The sequence below is a fragment of the Pseudomonas urethralis genome, from assembly GCF_021602465.1.
GTDB lineage: Bacteria > Pseudomonadota > Gammaproteobacteria > Pseudomonadales > Pseudomonadaceae > Aquipseudomonas > Aquipseudomonas vlassakiae.
This window is the reverse complement of record NZ_BQIJ01000020.1, coordinates 26,387-42,638: the sequence shown is the minus strand read 5'-3', so window position 1 is coordinate 42,638 and position 16,252 is coordinate 26,387. Positions and strand designations below refer to the sequence as shown.

Sequence of the window (16,252 nt, the reverse complement as noted above, 5' to 3'; positions counted from 1 at the left end):
GTTTTTCCTGAATGGCAAAAGGCTTTTTAGCGTTCTGGCGATTCTATGCCAGGCCTGCGCTGGTTAGGCTCGCGTTACACCAATAAATACAAGAGGCTACACATGTCGAGATGTCTCCCTGGCTTGCTGGCGCTGGCCGTGGCTTTTTCCTCGGGGCAAGTTCTGGCCGCTGCCGACCTGGTGCTGGTCAACGGCAAGATCTTCACCGCCGACCGCGCCAATCCGCAGGCGCAAGCCATTGCAATCGAAGGCGGCAGGATCGTTGCCGTGGGGTCCGACGTCCAGGCGCGGGCATTCGCTGACGGAAAAACCCGGGTGATCGACCTGCAGGGCAAACGGGTCACGCCGGGCCTGATCGATACCCACTCCCACGCCATTTTCGGCGGCTTGCAACTGAGTGGCGCCGACATGGGCGGCGAGGCGGTGCCGCTGGATGAGTTCGAAACCCGCCTGCGCGCCTGGCGCGACGACGGCCGTGCCCGGAGTGGCGATGTGCTGAAGGTACTGGGGGTCAGCTCGAACTACTGGGCGCAGGCCAAGGCGCTGAACGAGCATTTCAGCCACGGTGAATGGGCTGACACGCCCATCGTATTCATTGGCGAGGACTACCACACCGCCTGGGCCAACCAGGCCATGCTCAAGCGCGCCGGTATCGACAAGGCGTTGCTGGGTAGCCTGAGCAAGCAGGAAAAAGACACCATCGGTAGCTTCGACGATGGCCAGCCCAACGGCTTCCTGGTCGATGCCGGCTGGGACCGGGTCGCCAGCGTATTGCCCAAGGCCGATGCCGCTACCCTGCTCAAGGGTGCACAGGCAGCCGTGCAGTTCAACAACAGCCTGGGCATCACCGCGTGGATGGACCCAGCCGCCAACAGCATGCCCGGCGAGGCGATCTTCGCCATCAAGCCTACCGACCATACCGTGGGCGTGCTGCCCGCCTACAAGGCCCTTGCCGAACAGGGCGGCCTGAACGCGCATGTTGCTGCGCTGCTGGTGGTCAATCCGAAAAGTACCCCCGCCGACCTGCAGACCATCGACAACGTGCGCAAGCAGTTCGCCGGCGTGCCGAACCTGACCCTGCCAGGCATCAAGGTATTCGCCGATGGCGTGCTCGAATACCCGGCGCAGTCGGCCGCCTTGCTCAAGCCGTACCACAACACCCACAAGCCTGGCGAACTGCTGATCGACCCGCAACATTTCGGCGAGCTGGTCAGCGCCGCCGACCAGCGCGGCTGGCTGGTGCATGTGCACGCCATCGGCGACCGGGCGGTGCGTGAAGCGCTCAATGGCGTCGAGCAGGCGCGCAAGGCCGGCCACAGCGGCATCCACCATTCGATCACCCACCTGCAATTGGTCAACCCCCAGGATTTCGCCCGCTTCAAGGCCCTTGACGTGATTGCCTCGATGCAGTTGCTGTGGGCCGCTGGCGACGATTACACCGTCGATATGGTCAAGCCCTACGTCGACGCAGCGGCGTTCCGTTACCAGTACCCGGCCCATTCGCTACAGAAAAATGGCGCGACCATCGCCGGCGCCAGCGACTGGCCGGTGTCCTCGCCAAACCCCTGGCAGGCCATCGCCCAGGCGTCAACGCGCAAAGGCGAGCAAGGCGTGCTCAATGCCGATGAGCGCCTCGACCGCCAGACCATGCTGTATGCCTACACCGCCCATGCTGCCAAGGCTCTGGGCCTGGAGCAGCAGATCGGCTCGCTGAGCCAGGGCAAGCAGGCCGACTTCGTCATCCTCGACCGTGACGTGCTCGCGGTGAACGATCAGCAACTGGGTGAAACCCAGGTGTTGGCTACCTACTTCGGTGGCCGCGAGGTCTACGCCAAGTAAATCGAGCCCCTCGGCGTGCCCTTGGGCATGCCGCGTTTTTATCTGCCACAACAACTACAAGACAAGACAGGGCTACTCATGAAACACGCTACCCTGGCAGCCGTGTGTGCACTCGGCTGCGCCGCGCTCGCCCCCGCCGCCCTTGCCGTGCCGATCAACGATGACTTCGCGGTCGACATCGACCTTGCCGCGGTCAGTGACTACCGCAGCCGCGGCATATCGCAAACTCAGGGCGACCCGGCCGCGCAGGCCGACGTGATGCTCAGCCATGCCAGCGGCCTGTACCTGGGCGCCTGGACCTCAAATGTCGATTTCGGCTTCGACAGCAAAACCCGCCAGGAGGTCGACTACTACGCTGGCTGGGCATGGCAAGCCACTGAAGGCATCAACCTGGACCTGGGCTATCTCAAGTACACCTACCCCAAGGAGAGCCAGTACAACCTGTCCGAGCTCTACGCCATCCTCGATGTGCACGGCTTCAAGCTCGCGGCGTATTACTCCAACGATTCCAACACCCGCTATGGCAAGGATCAGGACAGCCTCTATACCTTCGTTGGCTACCATACGGTGCTGCCGCTGGAGGTCGGCCTGGAGCTGCGCTACGGCCGCGTCGACTTCAAGGACCCGAGCTATTGGTCACAAAGTGGCCAGTCGCGAGACACGTACCGTGAATGGGAAGCCAGGCTCAGCCGCGATTACCTCGGGCTGACCTGGCGCCTCAGCTACATGGACACCAACCTGTCGCAGGCCGAATGCGCCAGTAGCTATGGCTTCGACGACGTCTGCAGCGCCACCGTGGTGGCAGGTGTCAGCAGGCACTTCTGAGGCCTCAGGCCACGGCCCGGCGCTGCTGGATGAGGTGCCGGGCGCGGTCGAACACCCAGTTGTACAGCACGGTGTAGGGCAAGATGATCACGAAGAAGCCCAGCTCGACCATGAACGCCTGCAGCAGCGAGATCTCCAGCATCCAGGCCGCCACCGGCAGGCACCAGACCACCAGGCCCGCCTCGAAGCCCAGACCATGGACGAAGCGCGCCAGGGCTTTCCACTGAATGCGCGGCGTCGCCACGAAGCGGTCGACCAGCGCGTTGTAGACCATGTTCCAGGCCATCGCGATCAGCGACAGCGTGACCGCCAGGGTGCCAGCCGTTGCCAGCGACTTGCCCATGAGCCACGAGAGCAAGGGCGCACAGAGCAGCACGGCGAAGATTTCATAGCCGACGGCATGGACCATGCGTTCGGTGAAAGAGACTCTATTCATGGCAGATTCCATCATGTGGTTACGTCGTGGCCCCATTTTCTTTGATGGAACAGATGCTTTCGATATAGCTCCTATCGGTTTTATCAATACCACCGCAAGCCAAGGCACTCGCAAGTGCAGTCGACCCACGTCCCCAAAGTTGTACAGACACGGACTAAGAAGCCCACAAAGACCCATGGATGGCTATTTCGTCGCCCAATTTGGCTTATACACCGTCCGACGTGCCAAAAATAATTGTACAAATAGCTTTCCTTGTACAAGTATTGGGGCAATACTTCGCCTCAGGGTGTAAAGCACCTCCAAGACACCGGCACGGAGCCATACCACCGCCCCATACGAGGTGCCAGCTTGTCTATACAACTCATACCCGTCACGGCTCAGCGGCCCCACGGTTGCCGCAACTGCAAGGACAATCAAGGCTTTGATGTCGATTTCACCATGGCCTTTCAACCGATTGTAAATACCGCCAACAACACTGTATTCGCTTATGAATCTCTGGTTCGTGGCACAGACGGAGCGGGTGCCAAATCCATTTTGGACAAGGTCAGTGAGTCCAATCGATACCGCTTCGATCAAGCATGCCGTGTCAAAGCCGTTGAATTAGCAGCAAAAGCCAGTGTTCAAGACTTTTTAAGCATCAATTTTTTACCCAACGCGGTCTATCAAGCAGAAGCCTGCATACGCACCACACTGGAGGCCGCCGAGACATTCGGATTCCCGATTGATCGAATCATATTCGAAGTCACAGAAGGTGAGAGCCTCAGTGACAGATCTCATATCAAGAACATCATGAGCGCTTACAAGAAGCAGGGTTTCAAAACGGCTATCGATGATTTCGGCGCCGGCTACTCAGGCCTCAACTTACTTGCCGATTTTCAGCCCGACATCATAAAGATCGACATGGACCTCATCCGAGGGATTCAGCACAGCAAAGCCAAAAGAGTGATAACTCATGGGATCGTAACGATATCCAAGGCGCTCGGCATCGAGGTCATCGCCGAAGGCGTAGAAACCTTGGAAGAATTGACGACACTGCAAGACATTGGCGTCAACTTGTTTCAAGGATACTTTTTTGCAAAGCCCGCTATCGAGGCGCTCCCCCGTATTACTTGGCCTTAGCCGCGATACCGAGGACACAGAAGCACCGAGCCCACAATCAAAGCAGCACCAGGATAGCTTATGTTCAACACACGATTGAAGCTCGAACTTGAACATGCCTCATCGGCATTAAGGTACACGCAGGCAAGAACGCGCGCCATCGACCTGTCCAACCTGATGATGACGCTTACGCCGAACGGTATCATCATCAGCGCCAACCAGAACTTTCTACGCGCGCTCGATTACCATCAAGACGAACTGATTGGAAAGCATCACACCCTACTTGCCCCCGGGGATGACTCTCCGGCAGGCCTAAACGGCGACCTCTGGCAAAAGTTGCGCAGGGGTGAGTATGTTCGCGATCGGTTTGCGCTCTGTAACAAGGCGGGAACGAAAGTATGGATGGAAGCGAGCTACAATCCGATTCTCCGCTCAAGTGGCGACGTCGAAGAGATCCTGATGCTCGCGACCGTTGTAACAGACCGGGTAAAAATCGAACAAGAGCAAAGCGGTGTCATAGACGCCATTTATCGCGCCATGGCCATCGTCTCGTTCGACCTGAACGGACACCTCATTGAAGCCAATCAAAACTTTTTGCGCACATTCAAATATGAATTGAAAGACATCCAGGGCAAGCATCACCGACTGTTTTGCACGCCGCAGGAAGCGGACTCGGCTGAATACCAACAATTCTGGACGCGGCTGAATGCAGGTGAGTTTTTCTCTGGCCGCTTCCAGCGGGTTGACCGGCACAGCAATACCGTCTGGCTGAGCGCGACTTACAACCCAGTGTTCGATACCGAGAACAGGCTCTACAAAATTGTCAAATTTGCTCGCGACATAACACCTCAAGTCAACCATCAACAGGCTGAATCAGCGGCTGCCGCGCTGGCTTACGAAATCGCCCACAATACCGACCGCAACGCTCACCAAGGCGCACATATCGTTCGCCAGACCATCGCCACGGTGCGAGAAATTGCCGATGAGCTTTGCAAAGCCGCAGAGCAGATTCAGGCAGTCAACACGCAATCCGAAGCCATCACCCGCATCATTCAAACGATTCGCGAGGTTGCCGAGCAAACAAACCTCCTGGCCCTGAATGCTGCGATTGAAGCGGCCCGAGCGGGAGAGCACGGCAGGGGTTTTTCCGTGGTAGCAGACGAGGTTCGCAAGTTGGCAGTGCGAACCGCTCAAGCGACAACGGAGATCAAGGAGGTGGTAAAGCGAAACCATGATCTCTCCCAGGTCGCTGTCCAGGGCATGCAGAAAAGTCTTGGTAAAGCCGACCTCGGCGTCGAAATGGTTGGTCAGGCGGGACAGGTGATCGAGGACATTCAGAGCGGCGCGCGCCAAGTCGTGGAGGCCGTCAAGCTGTTCAGCAACGCTGTCGGGCACCCATGACAGTCCACCTCACAGCAACCCCGGGAAGGCCGCATCCAGCAGCCCCGCTTCCTTCAGGATCGCTGCACTGCTGACGATATCCGGGGCCAGCCATCGGTCCTGGGCATACGCCGGCACCCGCTCGCGCAGCAAGCGCCAGGCAACCTCCGTCCCTGCCCCAAAACGCTGCTCCTTGAGGAACTCGAAGGCCTGGGCCGCCAACAGGTACTCGATGGCAAGGATCTGCGTGCAGTTCTCCAAGGCGCGGTGCAGCTTCAACCCGGCATTGGTGCCCATGCTCAAGTGATCCTCCTGCAGCCCGGAGGTGACGTAGTTGTCGATGACGGCCGGTTGCGCCAACTGGCGGTTTTCCGCACACAGGGAAGCGGCCACGTACTGGACGATCATCATGCCCGAATTCACCCCAGGCTGGCTGACCAGGAACGCCGGCAAGCCACTGACCAAGGGGTTGATCAGGCGGTCGAGACGGCGCTCGGCAATCGCCCCGATCTCGGCCACCGCAATGGCCAGCAGGTCAGCCGCCATGGCCACCGACTGGCCGTGCGGGTTCGCCTGGGAAACCACTCGATACGACTCGGGCGTACCCAGCAACATCGGGTTGTCGGTCGTGGAATTGAGTTCGGTTTCGATCTGCCGCGCAGCGTGGGCCAACTGATCGCGGGCGGCGCCATGAACCTGCGGGATCGAACGAATGCTCAACGCGTCCTGGGTGCGGATGCCATGGCTGCTGGCAATGACTTCGCTGCCTTCAAGCAGGCGGCGCAAGTTGCTGCCCACACACTGCATGCCGGGGTGCGGTTTGAGCGCGATGATTTCCGCGTCGAAGGCATCGAGTTGGCCACGCAGGGCTTCGAAGCTCATTGCACCGATCACGTCCGCCCATTGGCTCAACCGCGTGGCGTCGTCCAGAGACAGGCAGCTCAGGCCGGTCATGCACGGGGTGCCGTTGACCAGGCACAGGCCATCCTTGGCGCCCAGCCTGACCGGCGCCAGGCCGACCTCGGCCAGGGCTTGCTGCGCGGGTACGATCTGGCCGCGATAACTGACCTGACCGACGCCCAGCAAGCTGATGCTGATATGGGCCATGTGGGTCAGATACCCCACCGACCCCTGCTTCGGAACCTGTGGGGTGATGTGCTGGTTGAGCAGTGTCAGCAGCGCTTCGACCACCTTGCGCTGCAGGCCGGAACGGCCCTGGCTGAAATTGACGACCGCCGCGCACATGATCGCCCGGGTCTGTTCATCCGACAGCGCTGCCCCCACGCCACAGGCATGGCTGAGCAAGGTATTGCGCGACAACTGGCTGAGCTGTTCGTCTTGCAATGACACATTGCACAAGGCGCCAAGCCCGGTGTTGACGCCATAGGCGCGTTCACCGCTGGCAACGATGCGCTGGACGATCGCCTGGGCGTTGTCGATCCGCGCCCAGGCCGAAGGCGCCAGCTCGAGCCTGGCGCCATGCCGCGCCACGGCCACCACGTCCTGCCAGTGAACAGGCGCATCGGCGATGATGATTTTTTCGGCAAACGACATACACGCGATTCCTTAAAGCGAAGCTACGCGGCGCTGCACGAAACGATCGACGTATTCGTCCGCAGGCTGATAGAGGATTTCCTTCGGCGTGCCGACCTGGATCAGGCGACCGTCTTTGAGAATGGCAATCCGGTTGCCGATACGCACCGCTTCATCGAGGTCGTGGGTGATGAAGACGATGGTCTTGTGCAGGGTCTTCTGCAGCTCCAGCAGCTGGTCCTGCATTTCGGCGCGAATCAGCGGGTCGAGCGCACTGAAGGCTTCGTCCATGAGGATGATGTCAGTGTCGGCGGCCAAGGCACGGGCCAGGCCGACGCGCTGGCGCATCCCGCCCGACAACTGGTGCGGGTACGATTTTTCATACCCCTTCAAGCCCACGGTGTTGATCCAGTGCTGGGCTCGCTCAATGCACGTGGCCTTGTTTTCGCCACGGACTTTCAGGCCATAGGCGACGTTGTCCAGCACGCTGCGGTGCGGCAGCAGGCCGAAGCTCTGGAACACCATGCTGATCTTGTGTCGGCGGAATTCACGCAGGGCCGGCAGGTCGTATTGCAGGATGTCCTCGCTATCGACCAGGATCTGGCCGCTGGTGGGGTCGATCAGGCGGTTGAAGTGGCGCACCAGGGTTGATTTGCCCGAGCCCGACAGCCCCATGATCACGAAGATCTCACCGCTGCCGATGGACAACGAAAGGTCGTTGACGCCGACCACGCAGCCGGTTTCGGCCAGCACCTGGTCCTTGGCCTTTTTCTGGCGGATCAGTGCCATGGCCTCTTCGGCGCGCGCCCCGAAAATCTTGAAGACGTTCTTCACTTCGATCTTGTTCATCATCTGCTTGGCGCTCATTTGCCCACCCCATGCCGTGGCCGGCCATAAGCCTGGGTAATACGGTCGATCACGACCGCCAGAATCACAATGGCCAGGCCCGCTTCGAGGCCGCGGCCGACGTTGAGGGTCTGGATGCCGACCAGCACGTCTTCACCCAGGCCACGGGCACCGATCATCGACGCGATGACCACCATCGACAGGGCCATCATGGTGGTCTGGTTGATACCGGCCATGATGCTCGGCAACGCCAGGGGCAGTTGCACGCCGAACAGTTGCTGCAGGCGATTGGCGCCGAAGGCATTGATTGCCTCCATCACTTCGCCATCCACCTGGCGAATCCCCAGATCGGTCAGGCGGATCAGTGGCGGAGCGGCATAGATGACGGTGGCAAAGATCGCCGGCACCTTGCCCAGGCCGAACAGCATCAAGACCGGAATCAGGTACACGAAGCTGGGCATGGTCTGCATGATGTCGAGCAGCGGCATCAACACCGCCCGCAGGCGGTCGTTGCGCGCCGACAGGATCCCCAGCGGAATGCCGACCAGCACGGAGATCAGCGTGGCCACCAGCATCAGCGCCAGGGTCTGCATCAGCTTGTCCCAGAGGCCTACCGCACCGACCAGGAACAGCAAGCCGACGATCACGGCGGTGGCCGCGACCTTGCGGGTGGCATGCCAGGCAATACCCGCGACGATGGCCAGCACCAGCCACCAAGGGGTCGCGCGCAGCAGGCCTTCGAGGTTGACGATGGCCCACAACAGGGTGTCGGAGACGTGCCGGAACACATCGCCGTAGTTGCTTACCAGCGCATCGACCCAGCCATTGACCCAGTCGGCAATGGAGAACGTGAAGTTTTTGGGAAACATGGAATTGTCTCGAGCAAGTGCATGGAGCGGACCGACGTGGGTATATCCGGCAACCGCCGGACGCCCCCGCTTTCAGAGTGCCGCATCGACCTTCTTGGCTGCGTCTTCGCTGACCCAGCTGTGCCAGACTTCCGGGTGCTCCTTGAGGAACAACCTGGCCAGCTCCGGCGACTCGATACGGTCTTTGCTCATGCGCGCCAGGTTCTGGTTCAGCAGGTCGATCGGCAGATTGACCTTTTCCAGTACTGCCACCAGTTCCGGCGCCTGCTCGTGGAAGGCCTTGGACACCCCCACCTTGATGGTCACGGATTTGTCCACGCCGGGCTTCTCGTCCAGCTTGACCAGGTCGGCCTGGCCCATCAACGGCGTCGGTGACCAGTAGTAGAACAGGATCGGCTCACCCCGCTTGTAGCTCGACAGCACGGCGGCATCCAGCGCCGGGCCGGTGCCCGGACGGAAGTTGGTATAGGTGTTTTCCAGGCCGTAGTGCTTGAGCATTTCGCTGTTGTCCAGCTCACAGGTCCAGCCGGCCGGGCAGTTGTAGAAGCGCCCCTTGTCCGGTTCTTCCGGGTCCTGGAAGACCTGAGCGTATTGCCCCAGGTCGGCGATGCGCTTGAGGTTCGGTGCCTTGGCTTCGAGTTTGCGCCTGGCATCGCCTTCGATCACATAACGCGGCACGAACCAGCCCTCGACCGCGCCTACCACCGGGGCGCCGACGCCGACGACCTTGCCGGCAGCCGCAGCCTTGTTCCAGACCTCGCTGCGCCCTACCCATTCTTCGGCGAACACCTGGATATCGTTGCTGCTCAGGGCGTTTTCCATGGAAATGGAGTTACCCGGCAGGCTATCGGTATCGCAGCCGTAACCGTTTTTCAGCACGAACTGCATCACGTCGGTGAGCAGCATCCCGCTTTCCCAGTTCAAACCGGCGAATTTGACCGGTTTGCCAGACTCGCACCAACTGGCGGCCTGGCTGCCGCCAGCGGACGCCAGCAACCCGAGAGAAAGTGTCGTGGTCAGCAGAGCCTTTGTAATTGTCATTGTGACGCTCCCAAACAAGAACATTGATTGCAGTATTCGAGGGCATCCGGCCCAAAGAGGGACGCCAGCCTGGCTGACGTGCCGTCCTTGGTGAGCACTGCGCAGGAGAAATATTTCACAATGTAAAAAAAGGATAAAATAATAAGTGCTGATGCATCACAAAGGAAAAACCTATGAAGTTCACACTGCGGCAACTGCGCTATGCGCTCACAGCGGCCAAGCACGGAAACCTGACGGCTGCGGCCATGGAACTGCATGTGTCACAACCCTCCATCTCGGCCGCCATCACCGAGCTGGAGGAGGTGCTTGGGCAATCGATCTTCATCCGCCAACGGGGCCTGGGCATATCGCTGACACCCTTCGGTCGCACAGTCATGGTCCAGGCCCGTCGCGTACTGGCAGAGGCGCAGACCTTTGCCGAAATCAATGCCAATGCAGGTGAGTGCGTCGGCGAACTGGTGGTCGGCTGTTTCGAAGACCTGGCGCCCTATTGCCTGCCGCAAATCGTGCGGCGGATGCAGGAGTCCTGCCCGCGGGTTACCGTCGACATGCGCGATGGCAGCTTCGATTTCGTGGGCAAGCGGCTCAGTGAAGGGGCGATAGAGCTGGCGATCACCTACGACCTGGGTTTGCCGCCGAACACCCACTGCACTCAGCTGTGCGAGCTGACCGCTCAGGTACTGCTGGCAGCCGATCACCCCTTGGCAAGGGAACCGCGCGTCAGCCTCAAGGCCCTGGCGCAATACACCCTGGTGGTCACCGATCAGGCGCAGAGTTGGCAGCATGTGCTGGACCTGTTCAGCTTCTACGACCTGTCACCGGCCGTTGTGCACCGTGTGCGCACCTTCGAGCTGCAGCGTAGCCTCGTCGCCAACGGCTTTGGCGTGGCGCTGATCTATACCCGGCCATTTGGTGACCGTAGCTATGATGGGCAAGCGCTGGTCTGCCGGCCGACCGAGGAGAAGCTGCCCACCCACAGCATCGTCCTGGCGCATGACCAGCGCTATCCGCTGACGCCTTCGGCCGAGGCGTTCAAGGCGCTGGCGGTGGCCTGGTTCGCCGAGCGGCCATCGTTTGCATCCGAGTGATCGCCAGGGGTCCGGACCGCTCAGAAATCGCACAACAGTTCGGTAATCGCACAAATTCCTCTCCGCCCTCTCTACTGTTTCACGCGATTGCGGCACGCTATGGGCAAGTCAGCACACAACGCCAACGCGCTGAATGGCCCCGCCGCGTCAACGCGGCAGGTCGACAATTCATACTCCAGGAAGAACCAGGAGCTCGCTGTGATCAATAAAACGTTTGAGTCCATCGCCAGCGCGGTGGAAGGGATTACCGACGGTTCGACCATCATGGTCGGTGGCTTCGGCACCGCCGGGATGCCGTCCGAACTCATCGATGGCCTGATCGCCACCGGTGCCCGCGACCTGACCATCATCAGCAACAACGCCGGCAACGGCGAGATCGGCCTGGCCGCTCTGCTGATGGCCGGCAGCGTGCGCAAGGTAATCTGCTCCTTCCCGCGCCAGTCCGACTCCTACGTGTTCGACGAACTGTACCGTGCCGGCAAGATCGAACTGGAAGTCGTGCCACAAGGCAACCTGGCGGAGCGTATCCGCGCAGCGGGTTCGGGCATCGGTGCATTCTTCTCGCCGACCGGCTACGGCACCCTGCTCGCCGAAGGCAAGGAAACCCGTGAAATCGACGGCCGCCAGTACGTGCTGGAAATGCCACTGCACGCCGACTTCGCACTGATCAAGGCGCACAAGGGTGACCGCTGGGGCAACCTGGTCTACCGCAAGGCCGCGCGCAACTTCGGCCCGATCATGGCCATGGCCGCCAAGACCGCCATCGCCCAGGTCGACCAGGTTGTCGAGCTCGGTGAACTGGACCCGGAGCACATCATCACCCCGGGTATTTTCGTCCAGCGCGTGGTCGCCGTTTCCGGTGCTGCCGCTTCTTCGATCGCCAACGCTGTCTGAGGCCTGCCATGACCATCACCAAAAAGCTCTCCCGCACCGAGATGGCCCAGCGCGTGGCCGCAGACATCCAGGAAGGCGCCTACGTCAACCTGGGCATCGGCGCACCGACCCTGGTGGCCAACTACCTGGGTGACAAGGAAGTGTTCCTGCACAGCGAGAACGGCCTGCTGGGCATGGGCCCGAGCCCGGCGCCAGGTGAAGAAGACGACGACCTGATCAACGCCGGCAAGCAACACGTGACCCTGCTCACCGGTGGTGCCTTCTTCCACCACGCCGACTCGTTCTCGATGATGCGTGGCGGCCACCTGGACATCGCCGTACTGGGCGCCTTCCAGGTCTCGGTCAAGGGCGACCTGGCCAACTGGCACACCGGCGCCGAAGGTTCGATCCCCGCCGTGGGCGGCGCGATGGACCTGGCCACGGGCGCCCGCCAGGTGTTCGTGATGATGGACCACCTGACCAAGACCGGCGAAAGCAAATTGGTGCCCGAGTGCACCTACCCGCTGACCGGCATCGGTTGCGTCAGCCGTATCTACACCGACCTGGCCGTGCTGGAAGTGACTGCCGATGGCCTGAAAGTGATAGAGATCTGCGCGGACATCGACTTCGACGAGCTGCAGAAGCTCAGTGGCGTGCCGCTGATTCAGTGATCTGCTGAACCTGACCGAACGGCTACAGCGGTCATTGCGCTAGTAGCCGCCCCGCGTCTAGCTGGCGATGTTTACTTCCCGGCTGCCGGCAAGCCATCTGCGGCCTTGCAGCCAAGGCTGCGCATCAGGTCACGGGTAGCGTCGAAGAAGATGTCGTTGAAGGCTTCGGCACACTCCGGGGTGAGCCGGCTGGATGGGCCGGAAAGCACCAGTGCGCCGACCAGCTCGTCGCCAGCGCCGTACACGGGAAAGGCGACCGATGCGGCATGCGGGTCTGTGGCTCCCATCGAGTAAAACGGCTTTTGCATGGCGATACCGCTGGCGAACGGCGCGCGCAACGCCTGGGTCCCAGCGGCGTCGTCCATCGGCCGCATGTCGCCGGGCTGGACGTGCATGCGCAGTCGATGGGGCGAATTGACGCGGTACTGACACATCCGATACGCGCCGTGTCGCACGTAGAACGAGGCCGTCTCGCCGGTACGCTCTGCCAACAGGTGCAGCCTGGGCATCACGTGGCGCTCCAGATCAATGCCCTCCTCATACACCGCATTGAGCCGCATGACCTCGCTGGCCAGCTGGTAGCGCCCATCTGCCATGCGATTGACGAAACCATGGTTCTCCAGCGAGACCATCAAACGCATGATGGTACTTTTGATCAGTCCGGTACGCTCGACAAGCTCCACAAGGGTCAAGGACGTGTCGCCCACCTGGAACGCCGAGAGCACTGTCAGCACGCGGTCAGCCGAAGCCACGCCATTCACCGCAGGACGCGGCCGAACATTAACCATCCGTAGATCCTCACCTTTGAATTGCCCAAGTCTTTGTCAGGGCGCCAGAAAATCATTATCCGCCAATGCCCTGGCAACCGCCATCATGCCAGCAAGAGCCGGATGCGGCACCATCATCGTTGAAGGTGAAGTGTCTCGAGCACAAGTGCAGCAGGCCAGCCATCACGCCGGCCGGCCAGGAGCAGGGCTTGCTCAGGTGGTGATGCTGCGCTCACCCGGCGCCATGTTTGTCATCCCTCGATCCTGTAGGTTTCTCTTGGCCTGCTGAACGAATAATCCGAGTTTGTCGGCGACAGTGACCGGCAAATAGGCATAACCCTACTGGATGGCCAAGACCACGCGGTCTTGCTCGGCCTGCACCGTGGCACTGGCAGCAGCAAGGCCAAGGGCCAGGGCAATCGAGAACGTTGCAAGTGATCGATGAGGGCAGCACAGCTTGCGCAATGAGCGGTTGTGCATAGCAAACTCCATTTACTGTTATTTTGGAACGCTATTTCTTTTTAGGCAGATCAAAAATACCATCCTTCCGTAATAAAGCAAAAAACCTGGGAAAAATGGATCGCGCTTTATCATTTTATGTTTTATTTTGAAATGACGTTGCGATAAACAAAAAAAACAATCAACGCCCGGGCGCCACCGCGCCCTTTGCCGCCAGGAGCACCCATGAGTTTTTTCGCTGCCCCGCCGACCGTCGAAACCACCCTCTTCACCCGCCTGCCCGAGCACTTTCGCCAACCGCGCCCCACTGCCTGGGCCAACGCCAACCGCCAGGGACGCGCAATCGACTCATTCCTCGAGGGCCCGTCTTTCGACCGTCAGGGGCGCTTGTACGTGACCGACATTCCCAACGGGCGCATCTTCCGCATCTCGCGCCAAGGCGAATGGGAACTGGTCTGCCAGTACGATGGCTGGCCCAACGGCCTGAAGATTCACCAGGACGGGCGCATCTTCATCACCGACTACAAGCGTGGGATCATGCTGCTCGACCCGCAGACCGGCGCCATCGAGCCGCTGCTGGACTCGGCCGGCTCCGAAGGTTTCAAGGGCGTCAACGACCTGGTGTTCGCGCCAAACGGTGACCTGTACTTCACCGACCAGGGCCAGACTGGGCTGCAGGACGCCACGGGCCGGGTATACAAGCTCGACGCCAAGAGCAACCTGACGTGTCTGCTGGGTACCATTCCCAGCCCCAATGGCATCGTCTACGACCCCCACCTCAACCACCTGCTGGTAGCCGTGACCCGCGCGCAGCAGATCTGGCGCATCCCGCTGGGTAACGGCTCGATCGTCGGCAAGGTGGGCGTTTTCGCGCAGTTGCATGGCGGCCTGGGCGGGCCCGACGGCCTGGCCCTCGATGCGCAGAGCAACCTGTACATCGCCCATACCGGCTTCGGCTCGGTGTGGAAGCTGTCGAAAGTCGCCGAACCGCTGCAACGCATCGTCTCCTGCGCCGGGATCAGCAACACCAACCTGGCCTTCGGTGGCGATGACGGACAGACCCTGTTCATTACCGAATCCGAGACCGGCAGCATTCTGCAGGTCCGTACCGCCACACCTGGGTTGCAGATGTATTCCCACAGCTGAACCCGCGCCTGTCAGCGCACACAACAACTACAAAAGAGTGACGACATGAACCACGATTCCCCTGCAGCCCAGGCGCCGCTCAGCGACGCCGAGGGCGACCGCCTGATGCGCCGCGTGCTGTGGCGCCTGGTGCCGTTCATCTTCATCTGCTACGTGATCAGCTACCTCGATCGCACCAACGTCGGCTTCGCCGCCATCAGCATGAACCAGGACCTGGGGCTGACCGCGACGATGTTCGGCTGGGCGGCCGGCCTGTTCTTCTTCGGCTACTTCATGTTCGAGATCCCCAGCAACCTGCTGATGCAGCGCTTTGGCGCACGGGTGTGGATTGCCCGGATCATGATCACCTGGGGGCTGATTTCCATGGCCACCGCCTTCGCCACCGGCCCCATCAGCTTCAGCATCGCACGGTTCCTGCTGGGGCTTGCCGAAGCAGGCTTCACGCCAGGGGTGTACCTGTACTTCACCTACTGGTTCCCCGGGAAGTGGCGAGCGAAAGCTACCGCAGCGTTCCTGCTGGGCATCCCGGTCGCCAACATCGTCGGCTCGCCACTGTCGGGCTGGCTGATGGAACAGCACGGTGTGTGGGGCCTGAAGAACTGGCAACTGCTACTGGTCACCGAATCGATGCCTGCCGTGTTGCTCGGTATTGCCTGCCTGTTCGTGCTGGTCGATGCCCCGAACAAGGCAAAGTGGCTGAACCCACGGGAAAAGGCCTGGCTGACCCAGCGCCTGTCCCAGGAGCAACAGGCCATTGGCGCCTCCCACGGCAACACACTGCGCGCAGCACTGACCAATCCCAAGGTGTTCACCCTGGCGGCCATCAACTTCTGCTGCATCGTCGGCTCCATCGGCATCGGGCTTTGGCTGCCGCAGATCATCAAGAGCCTGGGTATTTCCAGTGGCGTGGTCGGCCCGGTAGTGGCGCTGCCTTACCTGCTGGGCGCCGTGGCCATGACCTTATGGGCGCGCCTGGCCAACCGCAGCACGCACCGTCTGCCCTACGTGGCCAGCGCACTGGCGTTTGCTGCACTGGCCCTGGTGAGTGCTGCGCTGATCGACCAGCCGCTGCTGAAGATCGCCAGCCTGTGCCTGGCCGTGGCCGGCATCCTGTCTTTCCAGGCAACGTTCTGGGCGATTCCCTCGACCTTCCTCACCGGCCGCGCCGCAGCGGGCGGCCTGGCGCTGATCGTCTCGATCGGCAACCTTGGCGGCTTCACCGGGCCCTTCCTCATCGGCCTGATCAAGGATGCCACGCACAGCTTCACCCTGCCGTTCTTCGCCGTAGCCTCGATCCTGCTGATCGGTACCTGCCTGATGCTCTGGCTGGGTGACCCGGCCAAGCAGCAAACGCCGCAGGGCCAGGGTCAGGCTGCCTGAC

The 16,252-nt window shown here is 61.0% G+C and carries 16 protein-coding genes and 1 pseudogene; 10 read left to right on the top strand and 7 right to left on the bottom strand.

Annotated features, from left to right (window positions below; all coding sequences use genetic code 11):
* The first annotated feature begins 102 nt into the window (after window positions 1-102).
* Both L6D64_RS24250 and L6D64_RS24245 read left to right on the top strand, forming a co-directional pair.
* Window positions 103-1,839 (top strand): amidohydrolase, encoded by a 1,737-nt coding sequence (locus L6D64_RS24250; RefSeq protein WP_176509848.1) that lies wholly within the window; start codon window positions 103-105, stop codon window positions 1,837-1,839.
* A gap of 78 nt (window positions 1,840-1,917) precedes the next feature.
* A complete protein-coding gene (locus L6D64_RS24245; protein WP_176509847.1) occupies window positions 1,918-2,664 on the top strand; it encodes a TorF family putative porin in 747 nt (248 codons plus the stop codon).
* 4 nt (window positions 2,665-2,668) lie between these two features.
* Here L6D64_RS24245 and L6D64_RS24240 read toward each other — a convergent pair whose 3' ends face one another.
* On the bottom strand, window positions 2,669-3,100 hold the full coding sequence (locus tag L6D64_RS24240; protein ID WP_176509846.1) for a multidrug/biocide efflux PACE transporter: 432 nt from the start codon (window positions 3,098-3,100) through the stop codon (window positions 2,669-2,671).
* A gap of 348 nt (window positions 3,101-3,448) precedes the next feature.
* Here L6D64_RS24240 and L6D64_RS24235 point away from each other — a divergent pair, with 348 nt between their 5' ends.
* The 3 genes and pseudogenes from L6D64_RS24235 (at window position 3,449) to L6D64_RS28605 (ending at window position 5,599) form a co-directional block, all read left to right on the top strand.
* On the top strand, window positions 3,449-4,219 hold the full coding sequence (locus tag L6D64_RS24235; RefSeq protein WP_236192596.1) for an EAL domain-containing protein: 771 nt from the start codon (window positions 3,449-3,451) through the stop codon (window positions 4,217-4,219).
* A gap of 60 nt (window positions 4,220-4,279) precedes the next feature.
* A pseudogene (locus L6D64_RS28610) lies at window positions 4,280-5,056 on the top strand (PAS domain-containing protein); the annotation flags it as partial.
* The gene (locus tag L6D64_RS28605; RefSeq protein WP_371870332.1) at window positions 5,039-5,599 is read left to right on the top strand and encodes a methyl-accepting chemotaxis protein; all 561 of its coding nucleotides are present in this window, start codon (window positions 5,039-5,041) and stop codon (window positions 5,597-5,599) included. The pseudogene L6D64_RS28610 and the gene L6D64_RS28605, both read left to right, overlap by 18 nt.
* A 9-nt stretch (window positions 5,600-5,608) precedes the next feature.
* Here L6D64_RS28605 and L6D64_RS24225 read toward each other — a convergent pair whose 3' ends face one another.
* The 4 genes from L6D64_RS24225 to L6D64_RS24210 all read right to left on the bottom strand — a co-directional run bounded on the left by L6D64_RS24225 (window position 5,609) and on the right by L6D64_RS24210 (window position 9,867).
* A complete protein-coding gene (locus tag L6D64_RS24225) occupies window positions 5,609-7,132 on the bottom strand; it encodes an HAL/PAL/TAL family ammonia-lyase (RefSeq protein ID WP_176509844.1) in 1,524 nt (507 codons plus the stop codon).
* Window positions 7,133-7,144: 12 nt separating this feature from the next.
* Window positions 7,145-7,978 (bottom strand): quaternary amine ABC transporter ATP-binding protein, encoded by an 834-nt coding sequence (locus L6D64_RS24220; RefSeq protein ID WP_176509843.1) that lies wholly within the window; start codon window positions 7,976-7,978, stop codon window positions 7,145-7,147.
* On the bottom strand, window positions 7,975-8,826 hold the full coding sequence (locus L6D64_RS24215) for an ABC transporter permease (RefSeq protein WP_054887382.1): 852 nt from the start codon (window positions 8,824-8,826) through the stop codon (window positions 7,975-7,977). The genes L6D64_RS24220 and L6D64_RS24215 overlap by 4 nt, the downstream gene beginning before the upstream one ends.
* A 72-nt stretch (window positions 8,827-8,898) precedes the next feature.
* Window positions 8,899-9,867 carry an ABC transporter substrate-binding protein gene (locus L6D64_RS24210; RefSeq protein ID WP_176509842.1) on the bottom strand — a complete coding sequence of 323 codons (969 nt, stop codon included), beginning with the start codon at window positions 9,865-9,867 and terminating at the stop codon, window positions 8,899-8,901.
* 173 nt (window positions 9,868-10,040) lie between these two features.
* On the opposite strand from L6D64_RS24210, the gene L6D64_RS24205 reads away from it, so the two are divergent.
* From L6D64_RS24205 to L6D64_RS24195, 3 genes are all read left to right on the top strand, one after another.
* Entirely contained in the window at window positions 10,041-10,955 is a 915-nt protein-coding gene (locus L6D64_RS24205) for a LysR family transcriptional regulator (RefSeq protein ID WP_176509841.1), read from the top strand.
* 198 nt (window positions 10,956-11,153) lie between these two features.
* Window positions 11,154-11,849: a 3-oxoacid CoA-transferase subunit A gene (locus tag L6D64_RS24200; protein ID WP_176509840.1), complete on the top strand. Its 696-nt coding sequence runs from the start codon at window positions 11,154-11,156 to the stop codon at window positions 11,847-11,849.
* Between the two features lie 8 nt (window positions 11,850-11,857).
* Window positions 11,858-12,499: a 3-oxoacid CoA-transferase subunit B gene (locus L6D64_RS24195; RefSeq protein ID WP_110677133.1), complete on the top strand. Its 642-nt coding sequence runs from the start codon at window positions 11,858-11,860 to the stop codon at window positions 12,497-12,499.
* A gap of 71 nt (window positions 12,500-12,570) precedes the next feature.
* Here the strand turns inward: L6D64_RS24195 and L6D64_RS24190 are convergent, their stop codons facing one another.
* Both L6D64_RS24190 and L6D64_RS24185 read right to left on the bottom strand, forming a co-directional pair.
* Window positions 12,571-13,287: an IclR family transcriptional regulator gene (locus tag L6D64_RS24190; protein WP_176509839.1), complete on the bottom strand. Its 717-nt coding sequence runs from the start codon at window positions 13,285-13,287 to the stop codon at window positions 12,571-12,573.
* Window positions 13,288-13,605: 318 nt separating this feature from the next.
* The gene (locus tag L6D64_RS24185) at window positions 13,606-13,746 is read right to left on the bottom strand and encodes a hypothetical protein (protein ID WP_176509838.1); all 141 of its coding nucleotides are present in this window, start codon (window positions 13,744-13,746) and stop codon (window positions 13,606-13,608) included.
* A 204-nt stretch (window positions 13,747-13,950) separates the two neighbouring features.
* Between L6D64_RS24185 and L6D64_RS24180 the strand changes: the two genes are divergently transcribed.
* Together L6D64_RS24180 and L6D64_RS24175 are read left to right on the top strand one after the other, a co-directional pair.
* Window positions 13,951-14,871, top strand: coding sequence for an SMP-30/gluconolactonase/LRE family protein (locus L6D64_RS24180; protein ID WP_176509837.1), 921 nt, complete (start codon window positions 13,951-13,953; stop codon window positions 14,869-14,871).
* Between the two features lie 45 nt (window positions 14,872-14,916).
* Window positions 14,917-16,251: an MFS transporter gene (locus tag L6D64_RS24175; RefSeq protein ID WP_054887391.1), complete on the top strand. Its 1,335-nt coding sequence runs from the start codon at window positions 14,917-14,919 to the stop codon at window positions 16,249-16,251.
* Window position 16,252 lies beyond the last annotated feature (1 nt).

Bases quoted from the DNA above. Each gene is read 5' to 3' on its own strand.
- L6D64_RS24250 (WP_176509848.1), top strand. From the start codon at position 103: ATGTCGAGATGTCTCCCTGGCTTGCTGGCGCTGGCCGTGGCTTTTTCC.
- L6D64_RS24245 (WP_176509847.1), top strand. From the start codon at position 1,918: ATGAAACACGCTACCCTGGCAGCCGTGTGTGCACTCGGCTGCGCCGCG.
- L6D64_RS24240 (WP_176509846.1), bottom strand. From the start codon at position 3,100: ATGAATAGAGTCTCTTTCACCGAACGCATGGTCCATGCCGTCGGCTAT.
- L6D64_RS24225 (WP_176509844.1), bottom strand. From the start codon at position 7,132: ATGTCGTTTGCCGAAAAAATCATCATCGCCGATGCGCCTGTTCACTGG.
- L6D64_RS24220 (WP_176509843.1), bottom strand. From the start codon at position 7,978: ATGAGCGCCAAGCAGATGATGAACAAGATCGAAGTGAAGAACGTCTTC.
- L6D64_RS24215 (WP_054887382.1), bottom strand. From the start codon at position 8,826: ATGTTTCCCAAAAACTTCACGTTCTCCATTGCCGACTGGGTCAATGGC.
- L6D64_RS24210 (WP_176509842.1), bottom strand. From the start codon at position 9,867: ATGACAATTACAAAGGCTCTGCTGACCACGACACTTTCTCTCGGGTTG.
- L6D64_RS24205 (WP_176509841.1), top strand. From the start codon at position 10,041: ATGAAGTTCACACTGCGGCAACTGCGCTATGCGCTCACAGCGGCCAAG.
- L6D64_RS24195 (WP_110677133.1), top strand. From the start codon at position 11,858: ATGACCATCACCAAAAAGCTCTCCCGCACCGAGATGGCCCAGCGCGTG.
- L6D64_RS24190 (WP_176509839.1), bottom strand. From the start codon at position 13,287: ATGGTTAATGTTCGGCCGCGTCCTGCGGTGAATGGCGTGGCTTCGGCT.
- L6D64_RS24185 (WP_176509838.1), bottom strand. From the start codon at position 13,746: ATGCACAACCGCTCATTGCGCAAGCTGTGCTGCCCTCATCGATCACTT.
- L6D64_RS24180 (WP_176509837.1), top strand. From the start codon at position 13,951: ATGAGTTTTTTCGCTGCCCCGCCGACCGTCGAAACCACCCTCTTCACC.
- L6D64_RS24175 (WP_054887391.1), top strand. From the start codon at position 14,917: ATGAACCACGATTCCCCTGCAGCCCAGGCGCCGCTCAGCGACGCCGAG.